This is a genomic window from Nocardioides sp. Z43_10 (assembly GCF_059766615.1).
On record NZ_JCBAJY010000007.1, the window covers coordinates 35,955 to 57,964 of the forward strand.

Annotated in this window: 22 protein-coding genes; 13 read left to right on the top strand and 9 right to left on the bottom strand. The window is 70.9% G+C overall.

Annotated elements, in window-relative coordinates; all coding sequences use genetic code 11:
* Positions 1–7 precede the first annotated feature (7 nt).
* A complete protein-coding gene (locus tag AC6EI4_RS13665) occupies positions 8–847 on the bottom strand; it encodes a GNAT family N-acetyltransferase (RefSeq protein WP_498451782.1) in 840 nt (279 codons plus the stop codon).
* 72 nt (positions 848–919) lie between these two features.
* On the opposite strand from AC6EI4_RS13665, the gene AC6EI4_RS13670 reads away from it, so the two are divergent.
* The 4 genes from AC6EI4_RS13670 to erpA all read left to right on the top strand — a co-directional run bounded on the left by AC6EI4_RS13670 (position 920) and on the right by erpA (position 4,304).
* Positions 920–1,888 carry an ATP-binding cassette domain-containing protein gene (locus tag AC6EI4_RS13670; RefSeq protein ID WP_498451920.1) on the top strand — a complete coding sequence of 323 codons (969 nt, stop codon included), beginning with the start codon at positions 920–922 and terminating at the stop codon, positions 1,886–1,888.
* Entirely contained in the window at positions 1,885–2,688 is an 804-nt protein-coding gene (locus AC6EI4_RS13675; RefSeq protein ID WP_498421905.1) for an ABC transporter permease, read from the top strand. The genes AC6EI4_RS13670 and AC6EI4_RS13675 overlap by 4 nt, the downstream gene beginning before the upstream one ends.
* Before the next feature lie 22 nt (positions 2,689–2,710).
* On the top strand, positions 2,711–3,814 hold the full coding sequence (locus tag AC6EI4_RS13680; protein WP_498451783.1) for a glycerate kinase family protein: 1,104 nt from the start codon (positions 2,711–2,713) through the stop codon (positions 3,812–3,814).
* A gap of 127 nt (positions 3,815–3,941) precedes the next feature.
* Positions 3,942–4,304 carry an iron-sulfur cluster insertion protein ErpA gene (erpA, locus tag AC6EI4_RS13685; protein ID WP_498421903.1) on the top strand — a complete coding sequence of 121 codons (363 nt, stop codon included), beginning with the start codon at positions 3,942–3,944 and terminating at the stop codon, positions 4,302–4,304.
* A gap of 137 nt (positions 4,305–4,441) precedes the next feature.
* On the opposite strand, the gene AC6EI4_RS13690 is transcribed toward erpA, so the two are convergent.
* Positions 4,442–4,708 carry a hypothetical protein gene (locus tag AC6EI4_RS13690; protein ID WP_498421902.1) on the bottom strand — a complete coding sequence of 89 codons (267 nt, stop codon included), beginning with the start codon at positions 4,706–4,708 and terminating at the stop codon, positions 4,442–4,444.
* Positions 4,709–4,772: 64 nt separating this feature from the next.
* Here AC6EI4_RS13690 and AC6EI4_RS13695 point away from each other — a divergent pair, with 64 nt between their 5' ends.
* From AC6EI4_RS13695 to AC6EI4_RS13715, 5 genes are all read left to right on the top strand, one after another.
* Positions 4,773–5,759, top strand: a complete 987-nt coding sequence (locus AC6EI4_RS13695) for a carbohydrate kinase family protein (RefSeq protein ID WP_498451784.1) — start codon at positions 4,773–4,775, stop codon at positions 5,757–5,759.
* A 156-nt stretch (positions 5,760–5,915) separates the two neighbouring features.
* Entirely contained in the window at positions 5,916–6,827 is a 912-nt protein-coding gene (gene ctaC / locus AC6EI4_RS13700; protein WP_498451785.1) for an aa3-type cytochrome oxidase subunit II, read from the top strand.
* Between the two features lie 80 nt (positions 6,828–6,907).
* On the top strand, positions 6,908–8,602 hold the full coding sequence (gene ctaD / locus AC6EI4_RS13705) for an aa3-type cytochrome oxidase subunit I (protein ID WP_498451921.1): 1,695 nt from the start codon (positions 6,908–6,910) through the stop codon (positions 8,600–8,602).
* Entirely contained in the window at positions 8,602–8,997 is a 396-nt protein-coding gene (locus AC6EI4_RS13710) for a cytochrome c oxidase subunit 4 (RefSeq protein WP_498421898.1), read from the top strand. Before ctaD ends, AC6EI4_RS13710 begins: the two co-directional genes overlap by 1 nt.
* Positions 8,998–9,198: 201 nt before the next feature.
* Positions 9,199–10,347, top strand: a complete 1,149-nt coding sequence (locus AC6EI4_RS13715; RefSeq protein ID WP_498451786.1) for a L,D-transpeptidase — start codon at positions 9,199–9,201, stop codon at positions 10,345–10,347.
* Positions 10,348–11,014: 667 nt separating this feature from the next.
* Here AC6EI4_RS13715 and qcrB read toward each other — a convergent pair.
* The 4 genes from qcrB to ctaE are packed head-to-tail and all read right to left on the bottom strand — an operon-like array spanning position 11,015 to position 15,318.
* Complete coding sequence (gene qcrB / locus AC6EI4_RS13720) at positions 11,015–12,748, bottom strand: cytochrome bc1 complex cytochrome b subunit (protein ID WP_498421896.1); 1,734 nt, start codon at positions 12,746–12,748, stop codon at positions 11,015–11,017.
* A 2-nt stretch (positions 12,749–12,750) separates the two neighbouring features.
* Positions 12,751–13,773, bottom strand: a complete 1,023-nt coding sequence (gene qcrA / locus AC6EI4_RS13725; protein WP_498421895.1) for a cytochrome bc1 complex Rieske iron-sulfur subunit — start codon at positions 13,771–13,773, stop codon at positions 12,751–12,753.
* A complete protein-coding gene (gene qcrC / locus AC6EI4_RS13730; protein ID WP_498421894.1) occupies positions 13,770–14,639 on the bottom strand; it encodes a cytochrome bc1 complex diheme cytochrome c subunit in 870 nt (289 codons plus the stop codon). The genes qcrA and qcrC overlap by 4 nt, the downstream gene beginning before the upstream one ends.
* Positions 14,640–14,670: 31 nt before the next feature.
* Positions 14,671–15,318: an aa3-type cytochrome oxidase subunit III gene (gene ctaE, locus AC6EI4_RS13735; protein WP_498421893.1), complete on the bottom strand. Its 648-nt coding sequence runs from the start codon at positions 15,316–15,318 to the stop codon at positions 14,671–14,673.
* 65 nt (positions 15,319–15,383) lie between these two features.
* Between ctaE and AC6EI4_RS13740 the strand changes: the two genes are divergently transcribed.
* Genes AC6EI4_RS13740 through trpD form a run of 3 tightly spaced genes read left to right on the top strand, consistent with a single transcriptional unit; the run spans position 15,384 to position 17,794 of the window.
* On the top strand, positions 15,384–16,322 hold the full coding sequence (locus AC6EI4_RS13740; RefSeq protein WP_498421892.1) for a cytochrome c oxidase assembly protein: 939 nt from the start codon (positions 15,384–15,386) through the stop codon (positions 16,320–16,322).
* A gap of 21 nt (positions 16,323–16,343) precedes the next feature.
* Positions 16,344–16,751 carry an Rv3143 family two-component system response regulator gene (locus AC6EI4_RS13745; RefSeq protein ID WP_498422262.1) on the top strand — a complete coding sequence of 136 codons (408 nt, stop codon included), beginning with the start codon at positions 16,344–16,346 and terminating at the stop codon, positions 16,749–16,751.
* Positions 16,751–17,794, top strand: a complete 1,044-nt coding sequence (gene trpD, locus AC6EI4_RS13750; RefSeq protein ID WP_498421891.1) for an anthranilate phosphoribosyltransferase — start codon at positions 16,751–16,753, stop codon at positions 17,792–17,794. The genes AC6EI4_RS13745 and trpD overlap by 1 nt, the downstream gene beginning before the upstream one ends.
* A gap of 28 nt (positions 17,795–17,822) precedes the next feature.
* On the opposite strand, the gene AC6EI4_RS13755 is transcribed toward trpD, so the two are convergent.
* From AC6EI4_RS13755 to AC6EI4_RS13765, 3 genes are read right to left on the bottom strand one after another with little or no spacing between them, the layout of a single operon-like run.
* Positions 17,823–18,455 (bottom strand): hypothetical protein, encoded by a 633-nt coding sequence (locus tag AC6EI4_RS13755; RefSeq protein WP_498421890.1) that lies wholly within the window; start codon positions 18,453–18,455, stop codon positions 17,823–17,825.
* Between the two features lie 26 nt (positions 18,456–18,481).
* Complete coding sequence (locus AC6EI4_RS13760) at positions 18,482–18,760, bottom strand: Lrp/AsnC family transcriptional regulator (RefSeq protein ID WP_498421889.1); 279 nt, start codon at positions 18,758–18,760, stop codon at positions 18,482–18,484.
* A gap of 35 nt (positions 18,761–18,795) precedes the next feature.
* Positions 18,796–20,577, bottom strand: coding sequence for a DEDD exonuclease domain-containing protein (locus tag AC6EI4_RS13765; RefSeq protein WP_498451787.1), 1,782 nt, complete (start codon positions 20,575–20,577; stop codon positions 18,796–18,798).
* Between the two features lie 62 nt (positions 20,578–20,639).
* On the opposite strand from AC6EI4_RS13765, the gene AC6EI4_RS13770 reads away from it, so the two are divergent.
* Positions 20,640–21,986 carry an NYN domain-containing protein gene (locus AC6EI4_RS13770; RefSeq protein ID WP_498451788.1) on the top strand — a complete coding sequence of 449 codons (1,347 nt, stop codon included), beginning with the start codon at positions 20,640–20,642 and terminating at the stop codon, positions 21,984–21,986.
* Positions 21,987–22,010 lie beyond the last annotated feature (24 nt).

Consider the following 22,010-nt stretch of genomic DNA (forward strand, 5'->3'; position numbering starts at 1 on the left):
CCCGCCCTCAGAGCAGCGAGCCGTGGTGCAGGTACGGCGCCGGCGGGGCCATGCCTCGCAGCGCCAGGTAGCCCCGCTGGTGCAGCGAGAGCCGGGCCGCCATCCCCACCTCGATCGCCCATTGGTTGGCCGCGGTGACGTGAGGCAGGCTGACGGTGCCCTCGGGCGGGGCCGAGGCGAGGGCCTCCCAGAGCAGGTCGGTGGCGGTGCGCCGGTTGGTCGCCGCGACCAGCTGCGGTGAGCCGTCCGCGTCCACGTAGGCGTAGCCCGAGCCGGTGCTGCGGTCGCACACCAGCAGCCGGAACGTGCCCGCCAGCACCGGGTGGTCGACCAGGTGCGCGGCCCCGCGGGTGCGGCGGTCCACCGAGTCCATCAGCTCGAAGTCGGCGGCCGTCCCCTCGCGGACCCGCTCGACGATCGGCAGCGCGGCGCGGTCGAGGACGCCGGTGAGGAACATCTGCGGGTGCAGGGCGAACCCGGCCGCCCGGTACCGGCGCGCCGCGCGCGGGTCGGCGGAGGCGGAGAGCATGCCGCGCAGGCACCCCCGCCCGTGCTGCAGGGCGGCCTCGAGCAGCACCCGGCCGACCCCGCGCCCCTGCAACCCCGGGCGCACGGCGTACGAGGCGAGCAGCCACATCAGCTCGCGCACGTAGGAGACGGCGAACCCGACGATCTCGCCCTCCTGCTCGGCGACCCAGCAGCCGGCCGGGTCGGTGCGCACCAGGTGGGTGGTGCGGGCGATCCACGCCGCGGCCCGGTCCGGCGGGCGCAGCTGCGGGTCGGGCCAGTCGCGCTGATGGGTGCGGCTGTCGAGCTCGTGGAACCCCTGCGCCGAGAGCCGCTCCACGACGGGCACGTCCGCCGGCAAAAGGGGTCGTATCCAGGTGCTCACCATGCGACCCTAGCGAGGGTGAGGGAGATGATCCGGGCGGACGGCCTGGTCAAGCGGTACGGCGACGTGGTGGCGCTCGCCGGCCTCGACCTGAGCGTTCCCGAGGGCACCGTGCTCGGTCTGCTGGGGCCGAACGGGGCGGGCAAGACGACCGCGGTGCGCATCCTGACCACGCTGCTGCGCCCCGACGCCGGCAGCGCCCAGGTGGCCGGCGTCGACGTGGCGCAGGACCCGCAGGGAGTCCGGGCGCGGATCGGCCTGTCGGGGCAGTACGCGGCCGTCGACGAGCACCTGACCGGCTACGAGAACCTGGAGATGGTGGGCCGCCTCTACGGGCTGGGGAGGGTTCGCGCCCGCGTCCGCGCCCGCGAGCTGCTCGAGCGCTTCGACCTCGCCGACGCGGCGGACCGCCCCTCCAAGACCTACTCCGGTGGCATGCGCCGGCGCCTCGACCTGGCCGGCGCACTGGTCGCCGAGCCGGCCGTGCTGGTCCTGGACGAGCCGACGTCCGGGCTGGACCCGCGCAGCCGGATGCATATGTGGGACGTCATCCGCGAGCTCGTCTCCCACGGGGGCACGCTCCTGCTCACCACCCAGTACCTCGAGGAGGCCGACCGCCTCGCCGACTCCATCGTCGTGATCGACCATGGCCGGGCGATCGCCCGCGGGACCGCGGACGAGCTCAAGCGCGAGATCGGCGGGGAGCAGATCGAGCTGTCGGTCCTCCACCGTGACCAGGCCGAGGTGGCGCGCCGGGTGTTGGCCAGCGTCTCGGGGGCCGAGGTCCGCGTCGGCGACACCGGCCGTGAGCTGTCGACGCCGGTCGAGGGCGGAGCCAGGGCGCTGCGGGAGGTGCTGGCTCTGCTCGAGGCCGAGCAAGTGGCGGTGATGGATGTCGGTCTGCGCCGGCCCACGCTGGACGACGTGTTCCTGGCGCTGACCGGCCACGCCAGCCAGGACGACGCGGGCGCGGAGCGCACGGAGGCCGCCCGATGAGCACCATGTCGCGGATGGCGAGCGACTCCTGGGTGATCTCCAAGCGCAACCTGATCAAGATCAAGCGGGTCCCCGAGGTCCTGGTGTTCGTGCTGATCTCGCCGATCATGTTCGTGCTGCTGTTCGCCTACGTCTTCGGCGGGGCGATCGACCCCGGCGGCGGGGTGAACTACCGGGAGTTCCTGATCGGCGGGATCTTCGCCCAGACGGTGGTCTTCGGCTCGACGTTCACCGGGGCCGGGCTGGCCGAGGACATGCAGAAGGGGATCATCGACCGGTTCCGCTCGCTGCCGATGTCGCGGGCCGCGGTGCTGGTCGGCCGGACCTTCTCCGACATCGTCTACAACCTGCTCTCGATCGTGATCATGGCCCTGACCGGACTGCTCGTCGGCTGGCGGGTGCGTGGCTCGGTCCTCGACGCGCTCGCGGCCTTCGCGCTGCTGCTGCTGTTCGCCTACGCGTTCAGCTGGGTGATGGCGCTGGTGGGGCTGCTGGTGCCGAGCGTCGAGGTCATCAACAACGCCTCGTTCATCGTGATCATGCCGCTGACCTTCGTCTCGAACGCGTTCGTGCCGCTGGAGAGCTTCCCCTCGGGGCTGCGGGTCTTCGTGGAGTGGAACCCGGTCTCGGCGGTGACGCAGGCCGTGCGCGAGCTGTTCGGCAACACCAACCCCACCGTGCCGGTGCCCGACGTGTGGTCCATGCAGCACCCGGTGCTGTACACGCTGGCCTGGGTCGTGCTGATCCTGGTGGTGTTCGTGCCGCTGTCCGTCAGGCAGTACCGCCGCGCCGCCGGCTGAGCCGTGCGGCGAGGATGGGCCCATGCGCGTCCTGATCGCCCCTGACAAGTTCGCCGGCACCCTGACCGCGGTCGAGGCGGCCGAGGCCATCGCCGAGGGCTGGCACCGCCACGCGCCCGACGACGAGCTCGACCTCGCCCCGATGGCCGACGGCGGGCCGGGCTTCGTCGACGTGCTGCACGTGGCGCTGGGCGGCCGGCTGCTGGCGCGCACCGTGCGCGGGCCGCTGGCTGAGCAGGTGCCGGCGGCGGTGCTGCTGGTGGGCGACACGGCGTACGTCGAGAGCGCCCAGGCGTGCGGGATCCAGCTGACCGGCAGCCGGCCGGGGGCGGCCGAGCGCGCCACCACCTACGGCGTGGGGGAGCTCCTCGGGCACGCCGTGGACGCCGGCGCGCGCCGCGTCGTGGTGGGCCTGGGCGGCAGCGGCAGCAACGACGGGGGAGCCGGCCTGCTCGCCGCGCTGGGCGCGGAGGCGGACGTCCCGCTCGACCGGGGGGCGCTGGGCCTCGAGGGGATCGGGCGCCTCGACGCGTCCGCCGCCCGGGCCAGGCTCGCGGGCGTCGAGGTGGTCGCGGCCAGCGACGTGGACAGCCCGCTGACCGGGCTGTTCGGGGCGACCAAGACGTTCGGCCCGCAGAAGGGCGTGAGCGAGGACCGGATCGCGGAGGTGGACGGGCTTCTGGAGCGGTTCGCCGTCGTGGTGGACCGCAGGCTCTCGCTGGAGAAGGGGGCCGGCGCGGCCGGCGGGCTCGGCTTCGCGCTGCTGGCGCTGGGCGCGCGGCGCACCCCGGGGGTGGCCCTGGTCGCCGAGGCGGTGGGCCTGGAGCGCCGGGCACGCGAGGCGGACCTGGTGGTGACGGGGGAGGGTGCCTTCGACTTCTCCAGCCGCTCGGGCAAGGTGCCCTACGGGGTCGCGGAGCTCGCCGCGCAGGCGCTGCGGCCCTGCATCGCGCTGGCCGGCCGGGTGCTGGTCGGCTCGCGGGAGATGCGGGCGCTGGGGGTGGAGTCCGCCTACTCCGTGGTGGACCTGGTCGGGGAGGAGGCGGCCCTGGGTCGGCCCCGCGCCGCCCTGGCGGACCTGGCCGCCCGCGTGGCCAGGTCGTGGTCGCCCCGCACGCCTCGGTGATCCGGCGAGCCAATGGCTGCCGAGCGGTGGGGAATAACCGTCGGTGTGCGACCATTGGGAACGGATATGACCGGTGCCGTCCAGCGCCGGACGACCGAATCTCTAGCCTTTCTTCCAGGGAGCGAACATGACCGAGCAGGTCGAGACCACCGAAGAGCGCCGCACCGACCAGATCAACCTGAGCTCGGTCGCGTCGAGCAAGGTGAAGAGCCTCCTCGAGCAGGAGGGGCGTGACGATCTCGCCCTGCGCATCTCGGTGCAGCCGGGTGGCTGCTCGGGTCTGCGCTACCAGCTCTTCTTCGACGAGCGCACCCTCGACGGCGACGTCACCACCGACTTCGACGGCGTCACCGTCGTGGTGGACCGGATGAGCGTCCCCTACCTCAACGGCGCGACGATCGACTTCGTCGACACCATCGAGAAGCAGGGCTTCACCATCGACAACCCCAACGCCACCGGCTCCTGCGCCTGCGGCGACTCGTTCCACTGAGCGCGCGGCGCCGGGGCCTCTGAGCCCGGCGCCCCGCTCGCCCGGCCCCGCTCGCGGGTGACCCGGAACCCACGAGGCCCCCTGCCAAGCGTATTGGCAGGGGGCCTCGTGGCTCCCGAGACGGGAAGCGGTGGGGGTCAGTCGAGATGCAGGTGCAGCGCGCCGGCCAGCCGGGCGGCGGCCTCGCTCACCTTGATCTCACGCTTGGCGATCTCCCGGGGGAAGTCCGCGTAGTGCAGGCTGGGCGCCCCGGCGACCGCGGCCCGCGCCGCGTGCTGCAGGCGGGGGCTGACGTGGAGGTTCTCGCCGGCCGCGCGGCAGGCGCCGTACAGCTCCTCGGGGGACTCGAAGTCGTCGTAGGCGAGACGGGTGGAGCGGCCGTGCGCTTGAGTCGCGGAGATCATGACCCTGAGATTAGGGGCTACTCCCGGGTACCGACAGCGGTACCGACCGGTAGTGTTGCCAGGCATGTCGCTGCTCATCACCGGATCGATCGCCACCGACCACCTGATGTCCTTCCCGGGACGCTTCTCGGACTCGCTGGTCGTGGACCAGCTCGACAAGCTGTCGGTGTCGTTCCTCGTCGAGGACCTCGAGGTGCGGCGCGGGGGATGCGCGGCCAACATCTGCTTCGGCCTGGGCAACCTCGGCATCGAGCCGGTGCTCGTCGGCGCGGTGGGGGAGGACTTCGTCGACTACCGGGCCTGGCTCGAGCGGCACCACGTCGACTGCAAGGGCGTGCACGTCTCCGAGACGCGTCACACGGCGCGATTCGTGTGCACCAACGACTCGTCGATGGCCCAGATCGCGTCGTTCTACGCCGGCGCGATGAGCGAGGCGCGCGAGATCGAGCTCAAGCCGATCGTGGACCGGGTGGGGGAGCCGGACTTCGTGCTGATCGGGCCCAACGACCCCGAGGGCATGCTGCGCCACACCGAGGAGTGCCGCCAGCGCGGCTACCGGTTCGTGGCCGACCCCTCCCAGCAGCTCGCCTTCGGGGACGGCGCGATGATCCGGCCGCTGATCGACGGCGCCGAGATCCTGTTCTCCAACGAGTACGAGGCCTCGCTGATCACCCAGAAGACCGGCTGGAGCCGCGAGGACGTGCTCTCCCGCGTCGGCACCTGGGTGGTCACCCTCGGGGCCGCCGGGGTGCGCATCGACCGCGAGGGCGCGGCGTCGATCACCGTGCCCGCCGTCCCCGAGATCGCGAAGGTCGAGCCGACCGGGGTCGGCGACGCCTTCCGGGCCGGCTACCTGGCCGCCCTGGCCTGGGGACTCGGGCCTGAGCGAGCCGGGCAGCTCGGCTGCCTGCTGGCGGTCTACGTCGTCGAGCAGGTCGGCACCCAGGAGTACTCGCTCTCGCGCGCGGCCTTCCTCCAGCGCTGCCTCGACACCTACGGCGCGGACGCCGTCGCGGACTTCGAGCCGCACCTGAAGACCTTCCGTCCCTGAGCTTCCCGGCGTGCCCGCGGCAGCGGTGAGCCCCAACGGGCCACGGCAAGGGGCGAAGGTCACAGACCCGGCCCTTACGGGTCCCCACCGAGTCATCCGACCCACACTTCGGATAGGGTTTCGCCTATCCGTGATCTTTGAGAGAGAGGCTCGTTCGTGGGTCTGCAGCTCCCCAAGCGCGCGACCAAGTCGGTGAAGCGGCTTGCGCTCAGCGTTGCGCTGGGCACAAGTCTCCTACTGGTCGGCGCGTGCTCGGCCGAGGACGAGGACCAGATCCGTCGTCTGGCCATGCCCGAGCCGGTGACCGAACAGGCACCGGCAATCTTCGACCTCTGGCGTTATGCGTGGCTTGCCGCCATCATCACCGGCATCATCGTCTGGGGCCTGATCTTCTGGGTGATCCGACGCTACCGGCGTCGCCACGCCGACGAGATCCCCGTGCAGACGCGCTACAACCTGCCGCTGGAGATCTTCTACACCATCGCCCCGATCCTGATGGTGATCGTGTTCTTCTACTGGACCGTGACGGTCCAGAACGAGGTCCTCGACGAGGTCCCCGAGCCCGACCGGACCATCGAGGTGGTCGGTCAGCAGTGGTCGTGGACCTTCAACCACGGGCTCGGTGAGCCGGACTTCGACGTCGCCGACGACGAGCCGCGCTACGACGAGTACGTCGCGGTCGTCGGCACCGGCTCCGAGATCCCCACGCTGGTCCTGCCCGAGGGCGAGACCGTCCAGTTCAACCTGCACTCCCCGGACGTCATCCACTCCTTCTGGGTGCCCGGCTTCCTGATGAAGCTGGACGTCGTCCCCGGACGCATCAACCACTTCCAGGTCACTCCGAACAAGGAGGGCACCTACGTCGGGAAGTGCGCCGAGCTCTGCGGCGTCTACCACTCCCGGATGCTCTTCAACGTCAAGGTCGTGTCGCCCGACGAGTACGAGGACTACCTCGCTGACCTCGAGGAGGTCGGACCGGTCTACTCCGAGCCGCTCCTGGGCGGCTCCGAGCTCAAGACGCAGGACGGCCTGGACACCGAATCTGACGCAGAGGGAGGTCACGAGTGACCACCACAGCAGCACCGGTGCCTCAGAGCGCCGCCGTGCCCGTCCGTCGTAAGACCCTGGGCCAGCACGCGGTCACGCTGATGACCACGACCGATCACAAGCTGATCGGCAAGATGTACCTCGTCACCTCCGTCGTCTGGTTCCTCCTGGGCGGCCTGATGGCTCTGGTGATCCGCTCCGAGCTCGCGTTCCCCGGCCAGCAGGTCGTGAACGAAGAGCTGTACAACCAGATGTTCACCATGCACGGCACGATCATGCTGCTGCTGTTCGCGACGCCGCTGTTCTTCGGCTTCTCGAACGTGATCATGCCGATCCAGATCGGCGCGCCCGACGTGGCGTTCCCGCGGCTGAACATGTTCAGCTACTGGCTCTACCTGTTCGGCGGCCTGATCGCCGCCGCCGGGTTCCTCACCCCGCAGGGCGCGGCCAGCTTCGGCTGGTTCGCCTACACGCCGCTCTCCGACGCCGTGCGCTCGCCCGGCATCGGTGGCGACCTGTGGGTGATGGGCCTGTACATGGCCGGTGTCGGCACCATCCTCGGTGCGGTCAACTTCATCACCACGATCATCTGCATGCGTGCGCCCGGCATGACCATGTTCCGGATGTCGATCTTCACCTGGAACACGCTGATCACCAGCATGCTCGTGCTGATGGCGTTCCCGATCCTCGGTGGCGCGCTGCTGATGCTCGAGGCCGATCGGATGCTCGGGGCACACGTCTTCGACGCGGTGCACGGTGGACCGATCCTGTGGCAACACCTGTTCTGGTTCTTCGGCCACCCCGAGGTGTACATCATCGCGCTGCCGTTCTTCGGCATCGCCAGTGAGATCCTGCCGGTCTTCAGCCGCAAGCCGATCTTCGGCTACGTGGGTCTGGTCGGCGCCACCCTGGCGATCGCGATCCTGTCGGTGGCCGTGTGGGCCCACCACATGTTCGTCACCGGGGCGGTGGACCTGCCCTTCTTCTCGGGCATGACATTCCTGATCGCGGTGCCCACAGGAGTGAAGTTCTTCAACTGGATCGGCACTATGTGGGGCGGGTCGGTAAGTCTCGACACGCCCATGCTGTGGACGATCGGCTTCCTGACGACGTTCCTCTTCGGTGGCCTGACCGGTGTCATCCTGGCCTCGCCCCCGCTGGACTTCCACGTCTCGGACTCGTACTTCGTGGTGGCGCACTTCCACTACGTGGTCTTCGGCACCGTGGTGTTCGCGATGTTCGCCGGCTTCTACTTCTGGTGGCCGAAGTTCACCGGGCGGATGCTCGACGAGCGGCTGGGCAAGATCCACTTCTGGCTGCTGTTCATCGGCTTCCACCTGACCTTCCTGGTCCAGCACTGGCTCGGCGTCGAGGGCATGCCCCGTCGCTACGCCGACTACCTGCCCCAGGACGGCTTCACCACGCTCAACCAGATCTCCACGGTGGGCGCGTTCCTGCTCAGCCTCTCGATGCTGCCGTTCTTCTACAACGTCTACGTGTCGCGCAACGCCCCGCTGGTGGGCGTGGACGACCCGTGGGGCTGGGGCCGCTCCCTGGAGTGGGCCACCAGCTCGCCGCCGCCGCGGCACAACTTCCACTCGCTCCCGCGGATCCGCTCGGAGTCGCCGGCCTTCGACCTCCACCACCCGGAGATCGCGGTCATGGAGCTGCGGACCAACGCGGCAGAGGGCACGAGCACGCCGTCGGACTCCCCTGAGGTGTCCGGTCGCGAGGAGATGCTGCAGGAGCGCCTCGCCGGCAACACCGACGAGCGCGGCACGGAGGAGAAGAACTGATGAAGGCCGAAACCTGGATCTTCGGGATCACCACGATCTTCTTCGCACTGGTCGCGCCCGCGTACTGGTTCATCAGCGGCGACTGGACCGGGACCTCGGCCCTGGTCATGGCCTTCCTGCTGGTGGCGATGATCACCCTGTACCTGGGCTTCCACGCCTCCCGGATGGACGCCCGTCCGGAGGACCGCAAGGACGGCGACATCGCGGAGGGCGCCGGCGAGCTCGGCTTCTTCCCGCCGTACTCGTGGTGGCCGTTGTGGTGCGCCCTGGCCTTCTCCACGGTGACGCTCGGCGTCGTCGTGGGATGGTGGCTGGCGATCATCGGCAGTGCCTTCGGCGTGATCACGCTGGCCGGCTGGGTCTTCGAGTACTACCGCGGGGAGCACGCTCACTGAGCCCTCCCGGCGCCGCCACGGCCCCGATCGACACCCCCAGGGGTGACGGTCGGGGCCGTGTCTGTTGGGGGTCCGGCCGCTACCCTGGGTGAGGCACTGCTCGCTCCTCCCGGGGGAATCCACATGATTCGAGCTCGAGCCCTTTGCGGCACCTCTGCTTCTGCGCGCCACACTCGGGCGCCGGCGACCGTCCTGGCGGGGGTGCTCTGTGTCGTCCTGACGGCCTGCTCAGGCAGCTCCGGCTCCGACGGCGACTCCCCGGACGGCGGCCCTGCCGCCAGCCCCGAGGCGGCGCCGGTGGAGGTCACCACCGACGTCGGCAAGGGCACCGCCGTGCCGGTCGACCATCTGGTGACGGTGCGCGCCGAGGGGGGCACGCTGCGTTCCGTGGTGGTCCGCGGTGGCGGCGACCGGGTCGCGGGCGAGCTGGCGAAGGACGGTGCGTCCTGGAAGGCCACCGAGCGCCTGGAGCCGGGCACGTCGTACGTCGCCCGCACGGTGGCCGAGCGCACGGACGGCAGCACCGAGCGCGCGCGCTCCCGCTTTCGCACAGTCGACCTGACGCTGGATCAGCAGACCTACCCCTCGGTGGCGCCGTTGGCGGGGGAGACCGTGGGCGTGGGGATGCCGGTGATCGTCACCTTCGACGTCGCGGTGCGCGACAAGGCCTCGATCGAGCGTCACCTGAGCGTCACCAGCTCGCCGCGCCAGGCCGGAGCGTGGCACTGGATCAGCGACACCGAGGTGCACTGGCGCCCGCGGGCCTACTGGAAGCCCGGGACCGAGGTCAGCGTCGACGTGGACGTCAACAGCGTCCCGGCGGGCGGCGGCGTCTACGGCCAGGAGAGCCGCAGCGTCGCGTTCACCGTCGGCGACTCGGTGGTGCACAAGATCGACGTGGCCGGCCACCAGATGCGCACGCTGATCAACGGTGAGGTCGCCCGGACGATCCCGATCAGCGGGGGCAAGCCTGGCTTCGAGACCCGGTCCGGGACCAAGGTGATCATGGAGAAGCACCGCACCAAGCGGATGGACGCCGCCACCACCGGCATCGACGAGAGCGACCCGGAGTACTACAACATCGAGAACGTCGAGTACGCCCTGCGGGTCACCCACTCCGGCGAGTTCCTGCACGCCGCACCCTGGTCGGTCGGCTCCCAGGGTGCCGCCAACGTCAGCCACGGCTGTGTGGGGATGAGCACCTCCGACGCCGCCTGGGTCTATGAGATGACCAATCGGGGCGACGTCGTCGAGGTCACCGGCACCCAGCGCCAGATGACTCTGGAGAACGGCTACGGCGACTGGAACCTCCCCTTCAGCGAGTACAAGAAGGGCTCCGCCCTCAGCTGACCCCCAGCCCCCCCCACCCACCCCCCAGTTGGTCCCCAAGTCCCCAGCTGGTCCCCAAGCCCCCAGGTGGACCCCAGCCCCCCAGCTGGGCCCCAAGCCCCCAGCTGGGCCCCAAGGCCCCAGCAGGGCCCCCAAGTCCCCAGGTGGGCCCCAAGGCCCGCGACCCGTCACTCCCTCGACCAGACACGCCGGGGTTGGCGTAGCGAGTGACGGGTCGGCGGGCCTGGGCACTGGTGCATGGACCTGAGCGGCGTGGATCCTCTCACAGCCGGCCAGGGTGCTCCCGGGGTGCGTGGCCATGCGCACACGGGCGGTGGTGCACATCGCCACGTACGGCGCGCGCGGGCGTCGCGCGGTCCACGTCGGCGAGGCGCGTCCGTCGTGGCGCGCCGTACGCCGGCGGTGGTGAGAACGCCAGGGTGACGAGAGTGCCTGACGCGCCATAGGGGACAGAACGGGCGTGCCTGCTCGACAGGCTTCATGGGCCCCGCTGCCGACGGCTTACCCCCGCTCACGGCCCGCGAGCCGTCACTCACGCCGGCAGGTACGGCGTGTCTGGTCGAGGGAGTGACGGGTCGCGGTGGGGGAGGGGGGGTGGGGTGGGTGGGGATGCAGAAGGGCCCCGGACGCTGGTGCGTCCGGGGCCCTTCTGTGGTGGAGCGGTGGATCAGTGCTTGCGGAGCTCCTCGCCCTTCACCGGGTGGTGGCCGTCGAACTGGTGGCCGTCGACCACGCGGTCCTCGTAGGGCGCCTCGAGCTCGTGCTCGTGGTCGACCTCGTGGTGCGCCGCCTCGAGCTCGGCCCGGGTCGGCTTCTGCACGTTGTCGGCGTACATCAGGCGGGAGAGCCGGCCCCGGAGCTTGTCGAAGCGCTTCGGGGGAGCGGCCACGCCGTTGGCGTCCGTGGTCGCACCGGGCACGTAGACCTCTTCGCGATCGCGGGCGGTCATCGTGTAGGTCCGCGCCACGTCGAGCGGCTCGTGACGCTCGGAGTAGCTGCCCTCGGGCGAGCGCATGATGATGCCGGTCTCGTAGCCGTGGAGCAGGTCCTCCTCGTCCTTGCGCTGCAGGGAGATGCACCAGCGGCGGGTGATCCAGAACGCGATGACCGGACCCAGGAAGACCATCACCCGCATGAAGTAGGTGATCTGGTTGATGCTCAGGTCCATCTTGATCGCGATGATGTCGTTGCCGCCGGCGGCCCAGAGCAGACCGTAGAAGGTCATCAGGGCGACCATCACCGCGGTGCGGGTCGGCGCGTTGCGCGGGCGCTGGAGCAGGTGGTGCTCGCGCTTGTCACCGGTGATCCACGCCTCCAGGAACGGCAGCAGGATCAGGATGACCAGCATCAGGACCGGGAGGATCAGGATCGGCAGCATGACGTTCCAGCTGAGCGTCACGCCCAGGAACTCCGACTCCCAGCCCGGGATGATCCGCAGCGCACCGTCGGGCCAGCCCATGTACCAGTCGGGCTGGGAGCCCGCGGTCACCTTGGACGGGTCGTAGGGGCCGTACTTCCAGACCGCGTTGATCGTGGTGGTCGCGCCCATCACGGCGATGACACCGAAGACGATGAAGAAGAAGCCGCCGGCCTTCGCCATGTAGACGGGCAGCATCGGGAAGCCGACCACGTTCTTCTCGGTACGGCCGGGGCCGGGCCACTGGGTGTGCTTGTGGTAGACGAGCAGCAGCATGTGGGCGGCGATCAGGGCCAGCAGCAGGCCCGGGATCAGCAGCACGTGCACGATGTAGAGCCGCGGGATGATCGCGTCACCGGGGAACTCGCCGTCGAACAGGAAGAACGACATGTAGGTGCCGACGATGGGCGCGGACTTCATGAACCCGTCGGCCGCCCGGACGCCGGTGCCGGAGAGCAGGTCGTCGGGCAGGGAGTAGCCGGTGAAGCCCTCGAGCGTGCCGAGCAGCAGCAGCAGGCAGCCGATCACCCAGTTGAGCTCACGGGGCTTGCGGTGCGCGCCGGTGAAGAACACGCGCAGCAGGTGGATCATCATCGACGCCACGAAGATCGTGGCCGCCCAGTGGTGCATCTGGCGCATCAGCAGGCCGCCGCGGACGTCGAAGGAGATGTCCAGGCTGGAGGCGAACGCCTCCGACATGTGCAGGCCGCGCAGCTGGTCGTAGCTGCCCATGTACTCGACCTCGGCCATGCTGGGCCGGAACCACAGCGTCAGGAAGACGCCGGTGAGGAGCAGGACCACGAAGCTCCACAGGGCGATCTCGCCCAGCATGAAGGACCAGTGGTCGGGGAAGACCTTGCGGAGGTTCTTCTTGGCCATCCCGGCCAGGCCGAGACGCTCGTCGGCCCAGTTGGCGACCGCGGCGCCCTTGCCGGGCTTCTTGACGGTTGCCGCCGTAGTGGCGTTGGTCTTTGCGACGGACATGATCAGCCACGCTCCCAGAAGCTCGGGCCCACGGGCTCGGTGAAGTCGCTCTGCGCGATGAGGTAGCCCTCCGAGTCGACGGCGAGCGGCAGCTGCGGCAGCGGACGCGCCGCAGGTCCGAAGACCACCTTCGCGGAGTCGGCGAGGTCGAACGTGGACTGGTGACAGGGGCAGAGCAGGTGGTGGGTCTGCTGCTCGTAGAGCGAGATCGGGCAGCCCACGTGGGTGCAGATCTTCGAGTAGCACAGGATGCCCTCGACCGACCAGTTCTCCCGGCCGGGGCCGGGGATGATCTCGTCGGGCTCCATACGCACCAGGACGATCGACGCCTTGGCCTTGTGGACCTGCAGCTCGACGCCTTCGATGTGCTCGGTCCACAGCGCGATCGGCTGACCGTTGATCAGGTCGCCGATCTCCATGTCCGAGACCTTGATCGGGGTGCCGAGGACGTCGCGGGCGACGCGCATCCCCTTGTCCCAGATCGTGTGGTAGAGGCTGTCACCGGGCAGCGGCCCGAGGTCGCGAAGCGCGACGACGGCCGGGATGCCGAGCATGCCCAGCGCACCCAGCAGGGTGTTGCGCACCAGCGGGCGGCGGCCGATGCCGGACTCCTCGAGCCCGTCACTGAGCGCCTGGAGCGTGGCGGCGCGGTCCTCCTCGGAGGAGGCGGCCGGGTGACGCATCTCGACCATCTCGTGGTCGGCCATGAGCTTGCGGGCCCACTGGATGATGCCGATGCCGATACCCAGCAGGGCGCCGGCCAGGGTCAGGCCCAGGGCGAGCGTCGAGGCGCCCATCCCCAGGAACGTGGTGGGGTCCTCGCCGATGTCGATGGTGAAGTAGGCGACGACGAACAGGATGGCGCAGATCATCGAGAAGACGAACAGTGCAGCCACCTGGCGCTCGGCGCGCTTCTCGGCCCGGGGGTCGACGTCGGTCGGGCGCCACTGGTGTGGCGGTAGACCGGGGTCGGCGATCGGGTCCGGGGCCGGGACGGCCGGAAGGGTTTCGTCGTGGGTGCTCACGATGCCAGCTTGTCCTTCTTAGAGCGGGTGGTGTGGGCAGCGATCCAGACGGCGAAGGCGACCAGGCCACCGATACCGAAGATCCAACCGAAGAGGCCCTCGGTCACGGGACCGAGCGAGCCCAGGGTGAATCCGCCGTAGTTGGGCTCTGCCTCGAGGGACTTGAGGTAGGCGATGACGTCGCGCTTGTCCTCGGGGGCGAGGTTGCCGTTGGAGAAGACCGGCATCTGGGTCGGCCCGGTGAGCATGGCCTCGTAGATGTGCTTCTCGTCCACGCCGGACAGCTTCGGCGCGTACTTGCCGCGGGGCATCGCCCCGCCGGCGCCGGCATAGTTGTGGCAGGCGGTGCAGTTGGTCAGGAAGATCTGGCCGCCGTTGACGATCGCGGCTTCGCGCTCGTCGTCGGTGAGGCCCTCGATGCTGTAGTCGGCCTCGTCGGGGATGTCCGGTCCGACGCCGAGGGAGGCGACGTAGGCGGACAGGGCCTCGCGCTCCTCGTCGTTGTACACGGCAGGCTTGGCAGGCGCCTGGACGCCCGGCTGCACCAGCGGCATCCGGCCGGTGCCGACCTGGAAGTCGACGGCGGCGGCGCCCACGCCCACCAGGGACGGGCCGATCTGGTTGCCGTTCTGGGTGAGGATGCCCTCGCCGTTCTTGCCGTGGCAGTAGGCACAGCCCACCAGGAAGAGCTCGCGCCCCTCCTCGACCAGTGCCGGGTCGGCCTCGGCCTTCTCCGCCTGAGCGGGGGAGAACGCGGTATACAGCCCACCGGTGAGCACCAGTCCGAGCAGCATGACGATCAGGCCCGCCAGACGACCGCGGCGATGCCGCGAGATTCGTCCGACTGAGCGGTTCAAGAGACGCACATTGAGTCCTAGCTTGAGCAGGGTCGGGCTGTTACTTGATCAGGTAGATGGTCGCGAACAGACCGATCCACACCACGTCCACGAAGTGCCAGTAGTACGACACGACGATCGCGCTCACGGCCTGCTCGTGGGTGAACTTGCGGGCCAGGTAGGTCCGCCCGAGCACCAGGAGGAAGGCGAAGAGTCCGGCGGTCACGTGGATGCCGTGGAAGCCGGTCGTGAGGTAGAACATCGAGCCGTAGGCCGAGTCCTGGATCGTGATGCCCTCGTGGATGAGCTCGGCGTACTCCGTCGCCTGGCCGGCGATGAAGATCGCGCCCATGATGAAGGTCAGCGCGAACCACTCGCGCAGACCCCAGCCCTTGACGTTGAGGAGACCACCGGTGCGCCCGACCTGACCGCGCTCGGCCGCGAAGACGCCGAGCTGGCAGGCCACGGAGGACAGGACCAGGATCGTGGTGTTGGCCGCGGCGAACGGGATGTTCAGCGCGTCGGTGTTCTGCTGCCAGAGCTCCGGGCTGACCGAGCGGATCGTGAAGTACGCCGCGAAGAGCGCGGCGAAGAACATCAGGTCGCTCGCGAGCCAGATGATCGTGCCGACGCTGACCATGCTCGGTCGGTCGAGGTGCCCGTGCAGCCGGGATGCCGGAATCGCTGTTGCTGTCGCCACGCGGAGCATTATGTCCTGACTAGGACCGAAGGGCACCCCACCCCCCTGTCTTTAGGCGTCATAAACTTCACAGCGTGGTGTTCACAGCGTGGCAAGCGAGTCCGAATCTGCCGGAGTTCACCCTAGGGCGGATCTTCACCGAGTGGGGGATCGATCCCTTCCTCTTCGTGGCGACCGTGTGGGTGGCCGGCCTCTACCTGGTCGGGGTCTCGGTGCTGCGGCGCCGCGGGGACAAGTGGCCGTTGGGACGCACGCTCGCCTTCGTGGTCGGCGGGATGGGCTCGTTCTACGTCGCCACCCAGTCCGGGATCGGCGCCTACGACACCACCCTGCTCAGCGTGCACATGGTCCAGCACATGGTGCTCTCGATGGTGGTGCCGCTGTTCCTCGCGCTCGGCGCCCCGGTCACCCTCGCCCTGCGCACCCTCCCGTCGCGGCCGCGTCGCTGGCTGCTGGCGGTGCTGCACTCGCGGGTGGCGAAGGTGCTGTCCTTCGCGCCGCTGGCGTTCTTCCTCTACGTCGCCTCGCCCTGGGCCCTCTACTTCACCGGGTGGTACGACGCGAGCCTGCGCTCGACGTACGTGCACGAGATGATGCACGTCCACCTGGTGCTCGTCGGCGCGCTGTTCTTCTGGCCCCTGATGGGCATCGACCCGGTTCCCGGTCGGGTCTCGGAGCCGTTCCGGCTGGTGCTCACGTTCCTCACGCTGCCCTTCCACGCCTTCCTCGGCGTCACGATCATGGCGCAGGAGGCACTGATCGGCGCGGAGTGGTACGCCGCGCTGCGCGAGGGGCCGATGGGCTCATGGCTGCCGGACGCGGCGGACGACCAGCACGTGGCGGGCGGGATCCTGTGGGCCTCGGGCGACCTGATCGGCCTGATCTTCTTCGGGGTCCTGTTCGTCCAGTGGGTGCGCTCCTCGGCGAAGGAGGCGGTCCGCGAGGACCGCAGGCTGGACCGGTTGGAGGCCCAGGAGAGAGCGCGCGCAACGGCGGCGGCAGGCGAGGGATAGCATCGGGGTGTGAGTGACACCATGCCGAAGTCCGCGCCGCTGAAGGTCCTCGTCTACAGCGACGACGTCAACACCCGCCAGCAGGTCATCCTGGCCCTCGGCCGGCGCCCGCACCCCGACCTCCCCGAGCTGGAGTACGTCGAGGTGGCCACGGAGCCGGTCGTCGTGCAGCAGATGGACGCCGGCGGCATCGCGCTCGCGATCCTCGACGGCGAGGCCGTGCCCGCCGGCGGGATGGGCATCGCCAAGCAGATGAAGGACGAGATCTTCGAGTGCCCCCCGATCCTGGTGCTGACCGGTCGCCCGCAGGACGCCTGGCTGGCCACCTGGTCGCGCGCGGAGGCGGCGGTGCCGCATCCCCTCGACCCGATCCAGCTGGCGCAGACCGTCGTCTCGCTGCTGCGCTCCCGCGTGCCCGCTCGCGCCTGATGGCGTCCGGCCACCGGCCACTCGGCTGGTCCGACGTCCTGACCACCCTGGTCGCGGGGCAGGACCTGTCCCGCGAGCAGGCCGTCTGGGCGATGGGGGAGATCCTCGCCGGGGAGGCGTCCCCGGCCCAGATCGCCGGGTTCGCGGTGGCGCTGCGGGCCAAGGGCGAGACGGTCGACGAGGTGGCCGCGCTGGTCGAGGCCACGTTGGCGCAGGCCACGCGCATCGAGGTGCCGGGCCGGCTGCTCGACGTGGTGGGCACCGGCGGCGACCGCTCGTTCTCGGTGAACATCTCCTCGATGGCCGCGATCGTGGCCGCCGGCGCCGGTGCCCGCGTCGTCAAGCACGGCAGCCGCTCGGCCTCGTCGAAGTCCGGCAGCGCCGACGTCCTCGAGGCGCTCGGCATCCGGCTCGACCTTCCGCCCGCGCGGGTCGCGGCCGTGGCCGAGGAGGCCGGCATCACGTTCTGCTTCGCCGCGGCCTTCCACCCCGCCCTGCGCTACGCGGCGGTGCCGCGGCGCGAGCTGGGCATCGCCACCACCTTCAACATCCTGGGCCCGCTGATCAACCCCGCCGCCCCGGCCGCCCAGGCGATCGGCTGCGCGGATGAGCGGATGGCCCCGGTGATGGCCGGCGTGTTCGCCGCCCGCGGCGTCGACGCGTGGGTGGTGCGCGGCGACGACGGGCTCGACGAGCTCACCACGACCACGACCTCGCGGATCTGGCAGGTCCGCGACGGCGCGGTGCGCGAGGCGACGCTGGACCCGCGCGAGCTCGGCTTCACCCTGGTGCACGCCGACGCCCTGCGGGGCGGGGACACCGAGCACAACGCCGACGTCGTACGGCGGCTGCTGGCCGGTGAGCAGGGGCCGGTGCGCGAGGCCGTCGTGCTCAACGCCGGGGCGGCGCTGGCCGTGCACGAGGGCGCCGAGGGCGCCCCTCTCGACGTGCTCGGTGCCGGGATCGAGCGGGCCCGGGAGTCGCTGGACAGCGGCGCGGCCGGCGACGTGCTGGAGCGCTGGGTGGCAGCCTCCTCGGCCTGAGGCCCGCCGGCGCCGGCGCCCGCCTCGCTCAGAGGTTGAGCACGTAGGCGTCGCCGTCCGCGCGGAACCCGACGTCGAGCCGGTCGTAGTAGGGCTCGCTCATCTGCGGGTTGGTGACCACCTGGTGGTAGCCGCGGTCGCGGAGCTGGCCGCTGGGGCGCCAGACGAACTCCCCGGGGGAGAAGTCCCGGTAGCGCGGCGTCACGTAGTCGAGCAGCACGTGGGCGCGGTCGCCCTCCCCGCGCAGCAGCACCACCCCCACCGTCTCGTCGCCCTTCTGCACGAGGTAGGCGAGCCGGTCGGGCGCGCAGTGGTCCCAGACGAAGTCCGGCTGGTGCTTGAGGATGTCGGCGCCGTGCACCCGCAGCAGGTGGCGCAGGTACTCGTCCTCGGGAGCGACCTCGAGGACCGTGTAGGCCGTCTCGTCGTGCCGCTCGCGGCTCAGTTGGGCGATGAACCAGACGTTGATGACGCTGAGCACGACGTTCATGGCGACCATCGGCCAGATCTCGAGCAGCCCGTTGAAGACGATCAGCGTCAGGCAGGCGACGAGGTTGAGGATGCGGAAGCGGAGCACCCGGGCCTGCAGCAGCGACAGGACCAGCAGGGCGGAGCCGCTCCAGCCGAGGACGTCCAACCAGTGCGCGCAGAGCCAGGTCACGGCTGCAGGCTACTGCTGCGAGGCCCTCAGTCGAGGCCCAATGCGAATGCTGCCTCGAGGTCGTGGTTGGAGTAGGCACGGAAGGCGATGTGGGTCTCGGTCGCGGTCACCCCGTCGACCTTGTTCAGCCGATCGGCGACCACGGCGGCGACGTCCTCGTGGTTGCGCACCCGGACCAGCGCGATGAGGTCGATCTGCCCGGTGACGGAGTAGACCTCGCTCACGCCGTCAAGGGCGGCGATCGCCTCGGCGACCTCGGGGATGCGGGAGACGTCGGCCTTCACGAAGACGATGGCGGTGATCATGGGGACACGTTAGCGCCGCCACCACCCGTCGTCGCTCAGCGCACGGGCTGGTGCACCGGGGCCAGCGCGCGTCGCTCCTCGAAGGGGACCAGGGTGAGCTTGGACTGGTGCACGGCGTCGTGCAGCGCCAGGTGGCGCGTGGCGCCCTGCACCGGGCAGCTCCACTCGCCGTCGACCTCGACCAGGCGCACGCCCGGCGACTCCAGCCAGCGCAGGATCCGCTCGGTCTCCTCGGCGGTCGCGGCGGGCACCGGGCCGAGGCCCGGGGGCACCGTCTCTGCGCTGGCGCGCAGCTCGGCGACGTACTGGTGGGCGTCGGCGCCCGGGGGGATCACCCCGGCGGCGCCCAGCCGGCCGTGCCGTACGACGTGCACCGCCCACCGGCCGTCGTCCTCGCGGCGGGCGGCCACCACCTCGGCGCAGCGGGTCAGGGCGCTGAGCCGCTGCGTCCGGGCGGCGGCGCGGATGAAGGCCGCCAGCCGGTCGCGGTGGGCGCCCGCCTCCTCGAAGCGCTCGTCGAGGGCCAGGGCGCTCATCCGGGCGTTGATCGCCTCGACCACCTCGTCGGGTCGGCGCAGCAGGGTGTCGCGCAGCCGGCCGACCACGGCGCCGTACGCGTGCTCGTCGACACTGCCGTCGCACGGCGCCAGGCACTTGCCCATCTCGGCCAGCACGCACGCCGAGCGGGACGGCAGACGCGGCAGCCGGCCACCGCACTGACGCACGGGGAACGTGTCGTGCAGCGCGGAGAGGCACTTCTCGGCCGTCTTGCGCGAGGAGAACGGGCCCAGGTAGTCGGCCTCGTCGTCGAGCACCCGGCGCACCAACGACAGCCGCGGCCACGTCTCGCGGGTCAGCTTCAGGAAGTGCACCTTCTCGGGGAAGCGCGAGCGGCGGTTGTAGCGCGGCTTGTGCTCCGCGATCAGCCGCAGCTCGCGGACCTCCGCCTCGAGCGGGGTCGCGCACTCGAGGCCGGTGACGGTGGCGGCCAGGTTGACCATCTCGCCCATCCGCGACCGCGTCTCGGAGGCGGTGAAGTAGGAGCGGACCCGGGTCCGCAGGTCGCGGGAGGTCCCGACGTAGAGCACCTGGGAGCGCTCGTCACGGAAGAGGTACACGCCCGGGGCGTGGGGCAGGGCCTCGGCCAGGTGGCGCTTCTTGCGCTGGGCGGTGCTGACCCGCGAGGAGAAGGTCTGCAGCTCCTCCAGGGTGTGCACGCCGAGCCCGCCGAGCCGCTCCATCAGCCCGTGTAGCACGTCGACGGTGGCGCGAGCGTCGGACAGGGCGCGGTGGTTGGGGGTCGTCGAGGCCCCGAACAGCACCGCGAGGGACGACAGCTTGCAGTTGGGCGCGTCGTCGCGGGTGATCACGCGTCGTGCCAGCCGGGCGGTGTCCAGCACCTCGAAGGCCGGCCAGGCCCGCCCCTGGGCGGCCGCGAAGTGCTTGAGGAAGCCGACGTCGAACGGCGCGTTGTGGGCGACCAGGACGCAGCCGGCCGCGAACTCGAGGAAGGCGGGCAGCGCGGAGTCGATGGCGGGCGCGTCGGCGACCATCGAGTTGCTGATGCCGGTCAGCACCGCGATGAACGGGGGGATCGCGGTGTGCGGGTTGACCAGGGTCTGGAACTCGCCGAGGACCTCGCCGCCCCGGACCTTGACCGCGCCGATCTCGGTGATCATCGAGCCGCCGGCGGCGGAGCCGCCGGTGGTCTCGAGGTCCACCACGCAGAAGGTGAGGTCGCGCAACGGTCGGCCCAGCTCATCGAAGCTGCGTTGAGACTCCCAGCGGCTGGTCGCACTCTGAACGGCACTGCTCATGGCGGTGACGCTAGAGGCGGCCACCGACAATGCGGGTCAGGACGCGCGCATAGGGTGGCCGTGTGACCCAGGCCCCGCATCTGCCCGGCGTGCTGCGAGCCCGCGTCGTCGCGCTCGCGGCACAGGTGCTGCCCGAGGTCACCACGCTGCCGCCCGCCCTGCGCAAGGTCGCGGCCTTCGCCCCGCAGCGCCGGGCCCGGCTGGGAGCGACGGCGATCGAGCGGGCGCTCGGCGACGACGCCTTCAGGACCGCGGTGGCCACCCAGCTCGCCGCCGTGTCGCCGCTGGCCGCGGCGGTGCGGACCGGGCAGGCGGGGGCGCACGAGGGCGGCGACCACGACGGCGGCGACCGCGACGGCGACGACCACGACGGCGACGACGTGGAGGTCGGGGCGCTCATCTGGCTGCTGCGGCCGGCGGGGTGGTGCGAGGAGCTCGAGGAGGTCGTGGGACGTCTGGAGCAGCGCGCGGAGGCCCTCGCCGAGCAGCGGGAGTCGGCGGCCCTGGCGCAGCTGGCGCGCAGCCTCGAGGACGCCGAGGCGCTCAACCGCGAGCTGCGCGCCGAGCACCGGCGCACGGTCGAGGAGCTGAAGGCGGAGAACGCGTCGTTGCGGCGCAAACTGGGGGAGTCCCGGCTTGCGGAGCGCAGGGCCCGCGAGAGCGTGGCCGCGGCGAGCAACGAGGTCGCGGGCGCCTCGGCCCGGGTGGAGTCGGTGGTCTCGGCCGCGGAGGCCGAGAACCGGCGACTGCGTCGGCGCATCGAGGAGCTCGAGGGCGCGCTGGCCGCCGCGCGTCGCGCCGGCCGCGACGCGCAGGAGAGCGCCACCCTGCGGGCCCGGGTGCTGCTGGACACCCTGCTGGACTCCGCGCACGGGCTGCGCCGCGAGCTGGGCCTGCCCACCGCCTCGGGCTCTCCCGGTGAGCGGCTGGAGGCGGAGCTCGCCGCGGACGGGCAGCGGGGAGCGGCGCCGATCCCGGCGGCTCCGGCGCCGACCCCGGCGCTGCTCGAGCAGCTGTTGGCCATGCCCCGCGCCCGGCTCATCGTCGACGGCTACAACGTGAGCAAGAGCGCCTGGCCCGACTCCTCGCTGGACGCGCAGCGAGCGCGGCTGCTGAAGGCTCTCGCCCCCGTCGCCGCCCGTGGTGGCGCGGAGACCACGGTCGTCTTCGACGCCGCCTCCTCGACCACGCGGCCGCCCGCCACGGCGCCGCGGGGCGTGAAGGTGCTGTTCAGCCCGGTGGGGGTGATCGCCGACGACGTGATCCGCGACCTGGTGGCGGCGGAGCCGGGCGGCCGGGTGGTGGTGGTGGTCTCCAGCGACCGGGAGGTGGCCCGCGACGCCGCGCGCAACGGCGCCCGGCCGGTGCCCGCGGAGGTCCTGGTGCAGCTGCTGACCCGACAGCAGTAGAGGTCCCGGGGCGCCCGCGGGGCG

Excerpts from the sequence above, each read along its gene's own strand:
- AC6EI4_RS13670 (WP_498451920.1), top strand. The coding sequence starts at position 920 with ATGATCCGGGCGGACGGCCTGGTCAAGCGGTACGGCGACGTGGTGGCG.
- AC6EI4_RS13675 (WP_498421905.1), top strand. The coding sequence starts at position 1,885 with ATGAGCACCATGTCGCGGATGGCGAGCGACTCCTGGGTGATCTCCAAG.
- AC6EI4_RS13680 (WP_498451783.1), top strand. The coding sequence starts at position 2,711 with ATGCGCGTCCTGATCGCCCCTGACAAGTTCGCCGGCACCCTGACCGCG.
- erpA (WP_498421903.1), top strand. The coding sequence starts at position 3,942 with ATGACCGAGCAGGTCGAGACCACCGAAGAGCGCCGCACCGACCAGATC.
- AC6EI4_RS13690 (WP_498421902.1), bottom strand. The coding sequence starts at position 4,708 with ATGATCTCCGCGACTCAAGCGCACGGCCGCTCCACCCGTCTCGCCTAC.
- AC6EI4_RS13695 (WP_498451784.1), top strand. The coding sequence starts at position 4,773 with ATGTCGCTGCTCATCACCGGATCGATCGCCACCGACCACCTGATGTCC.
- ctaD (WP_498451921.1), top strand. The coding sequence starts at position 6,908 with ATGACCACGACCGATCACAAGCTGATCGGCAAGATGTACCTCGTCACC.
- AC6EI4_RS13710 (WP_498421898.1), top strand. The coding sequence starts at position 8,602 with ATGAAGGCCGAAACCTGGATCTTCGGGATCACCACGATCTTCTTCGCA.
- qcrB (WP_498421896.1), bottom strand. The coding sequence starts at position 12,748 with ATGTCCGTCGCAAAGACCAACGCCACTACGGCGGCAACCGTCAAGAAG.
- ctaE (WP_498421893.1), bottom strand. The coding sequence starts at position 15,318 with ATGCTCCGCGTGGCGACAGCAACAGCGATTCCGGCATCCCGGCTGCAC.
- AC6EI4_RS13745 (WP_498422262.1), top strand. The coding sequence starts at position 16,344 with ATGCCGAAGTCCGCGCCGCTGAAGGTCCTCGTCTACAGCGACGACGTC.
- trpD (WP_498421891.1), top strand. The coding sequence starts at position 16,751 with ATGGCGTCCGGCCACCGGCCACTCGGCTGGTCCGACGTCCTGACCACC.
- AC6EI4_RS13760 (WP_498421889.1), bottom strand. The coding sequence starts at position 18,760 with ATGATCACCGCCATCGTCTTCGTGAAGGCCGACGTCTCCCGCATCCCC.
- AC6EI4_RS13765 (WP_498451787.1), bottom strand. The coding sequence starts at position 20,577 with ATGAGCAGTGCCGTTCAGAGTGCGACCAGCCGCTGGGAGTCTCAACGC.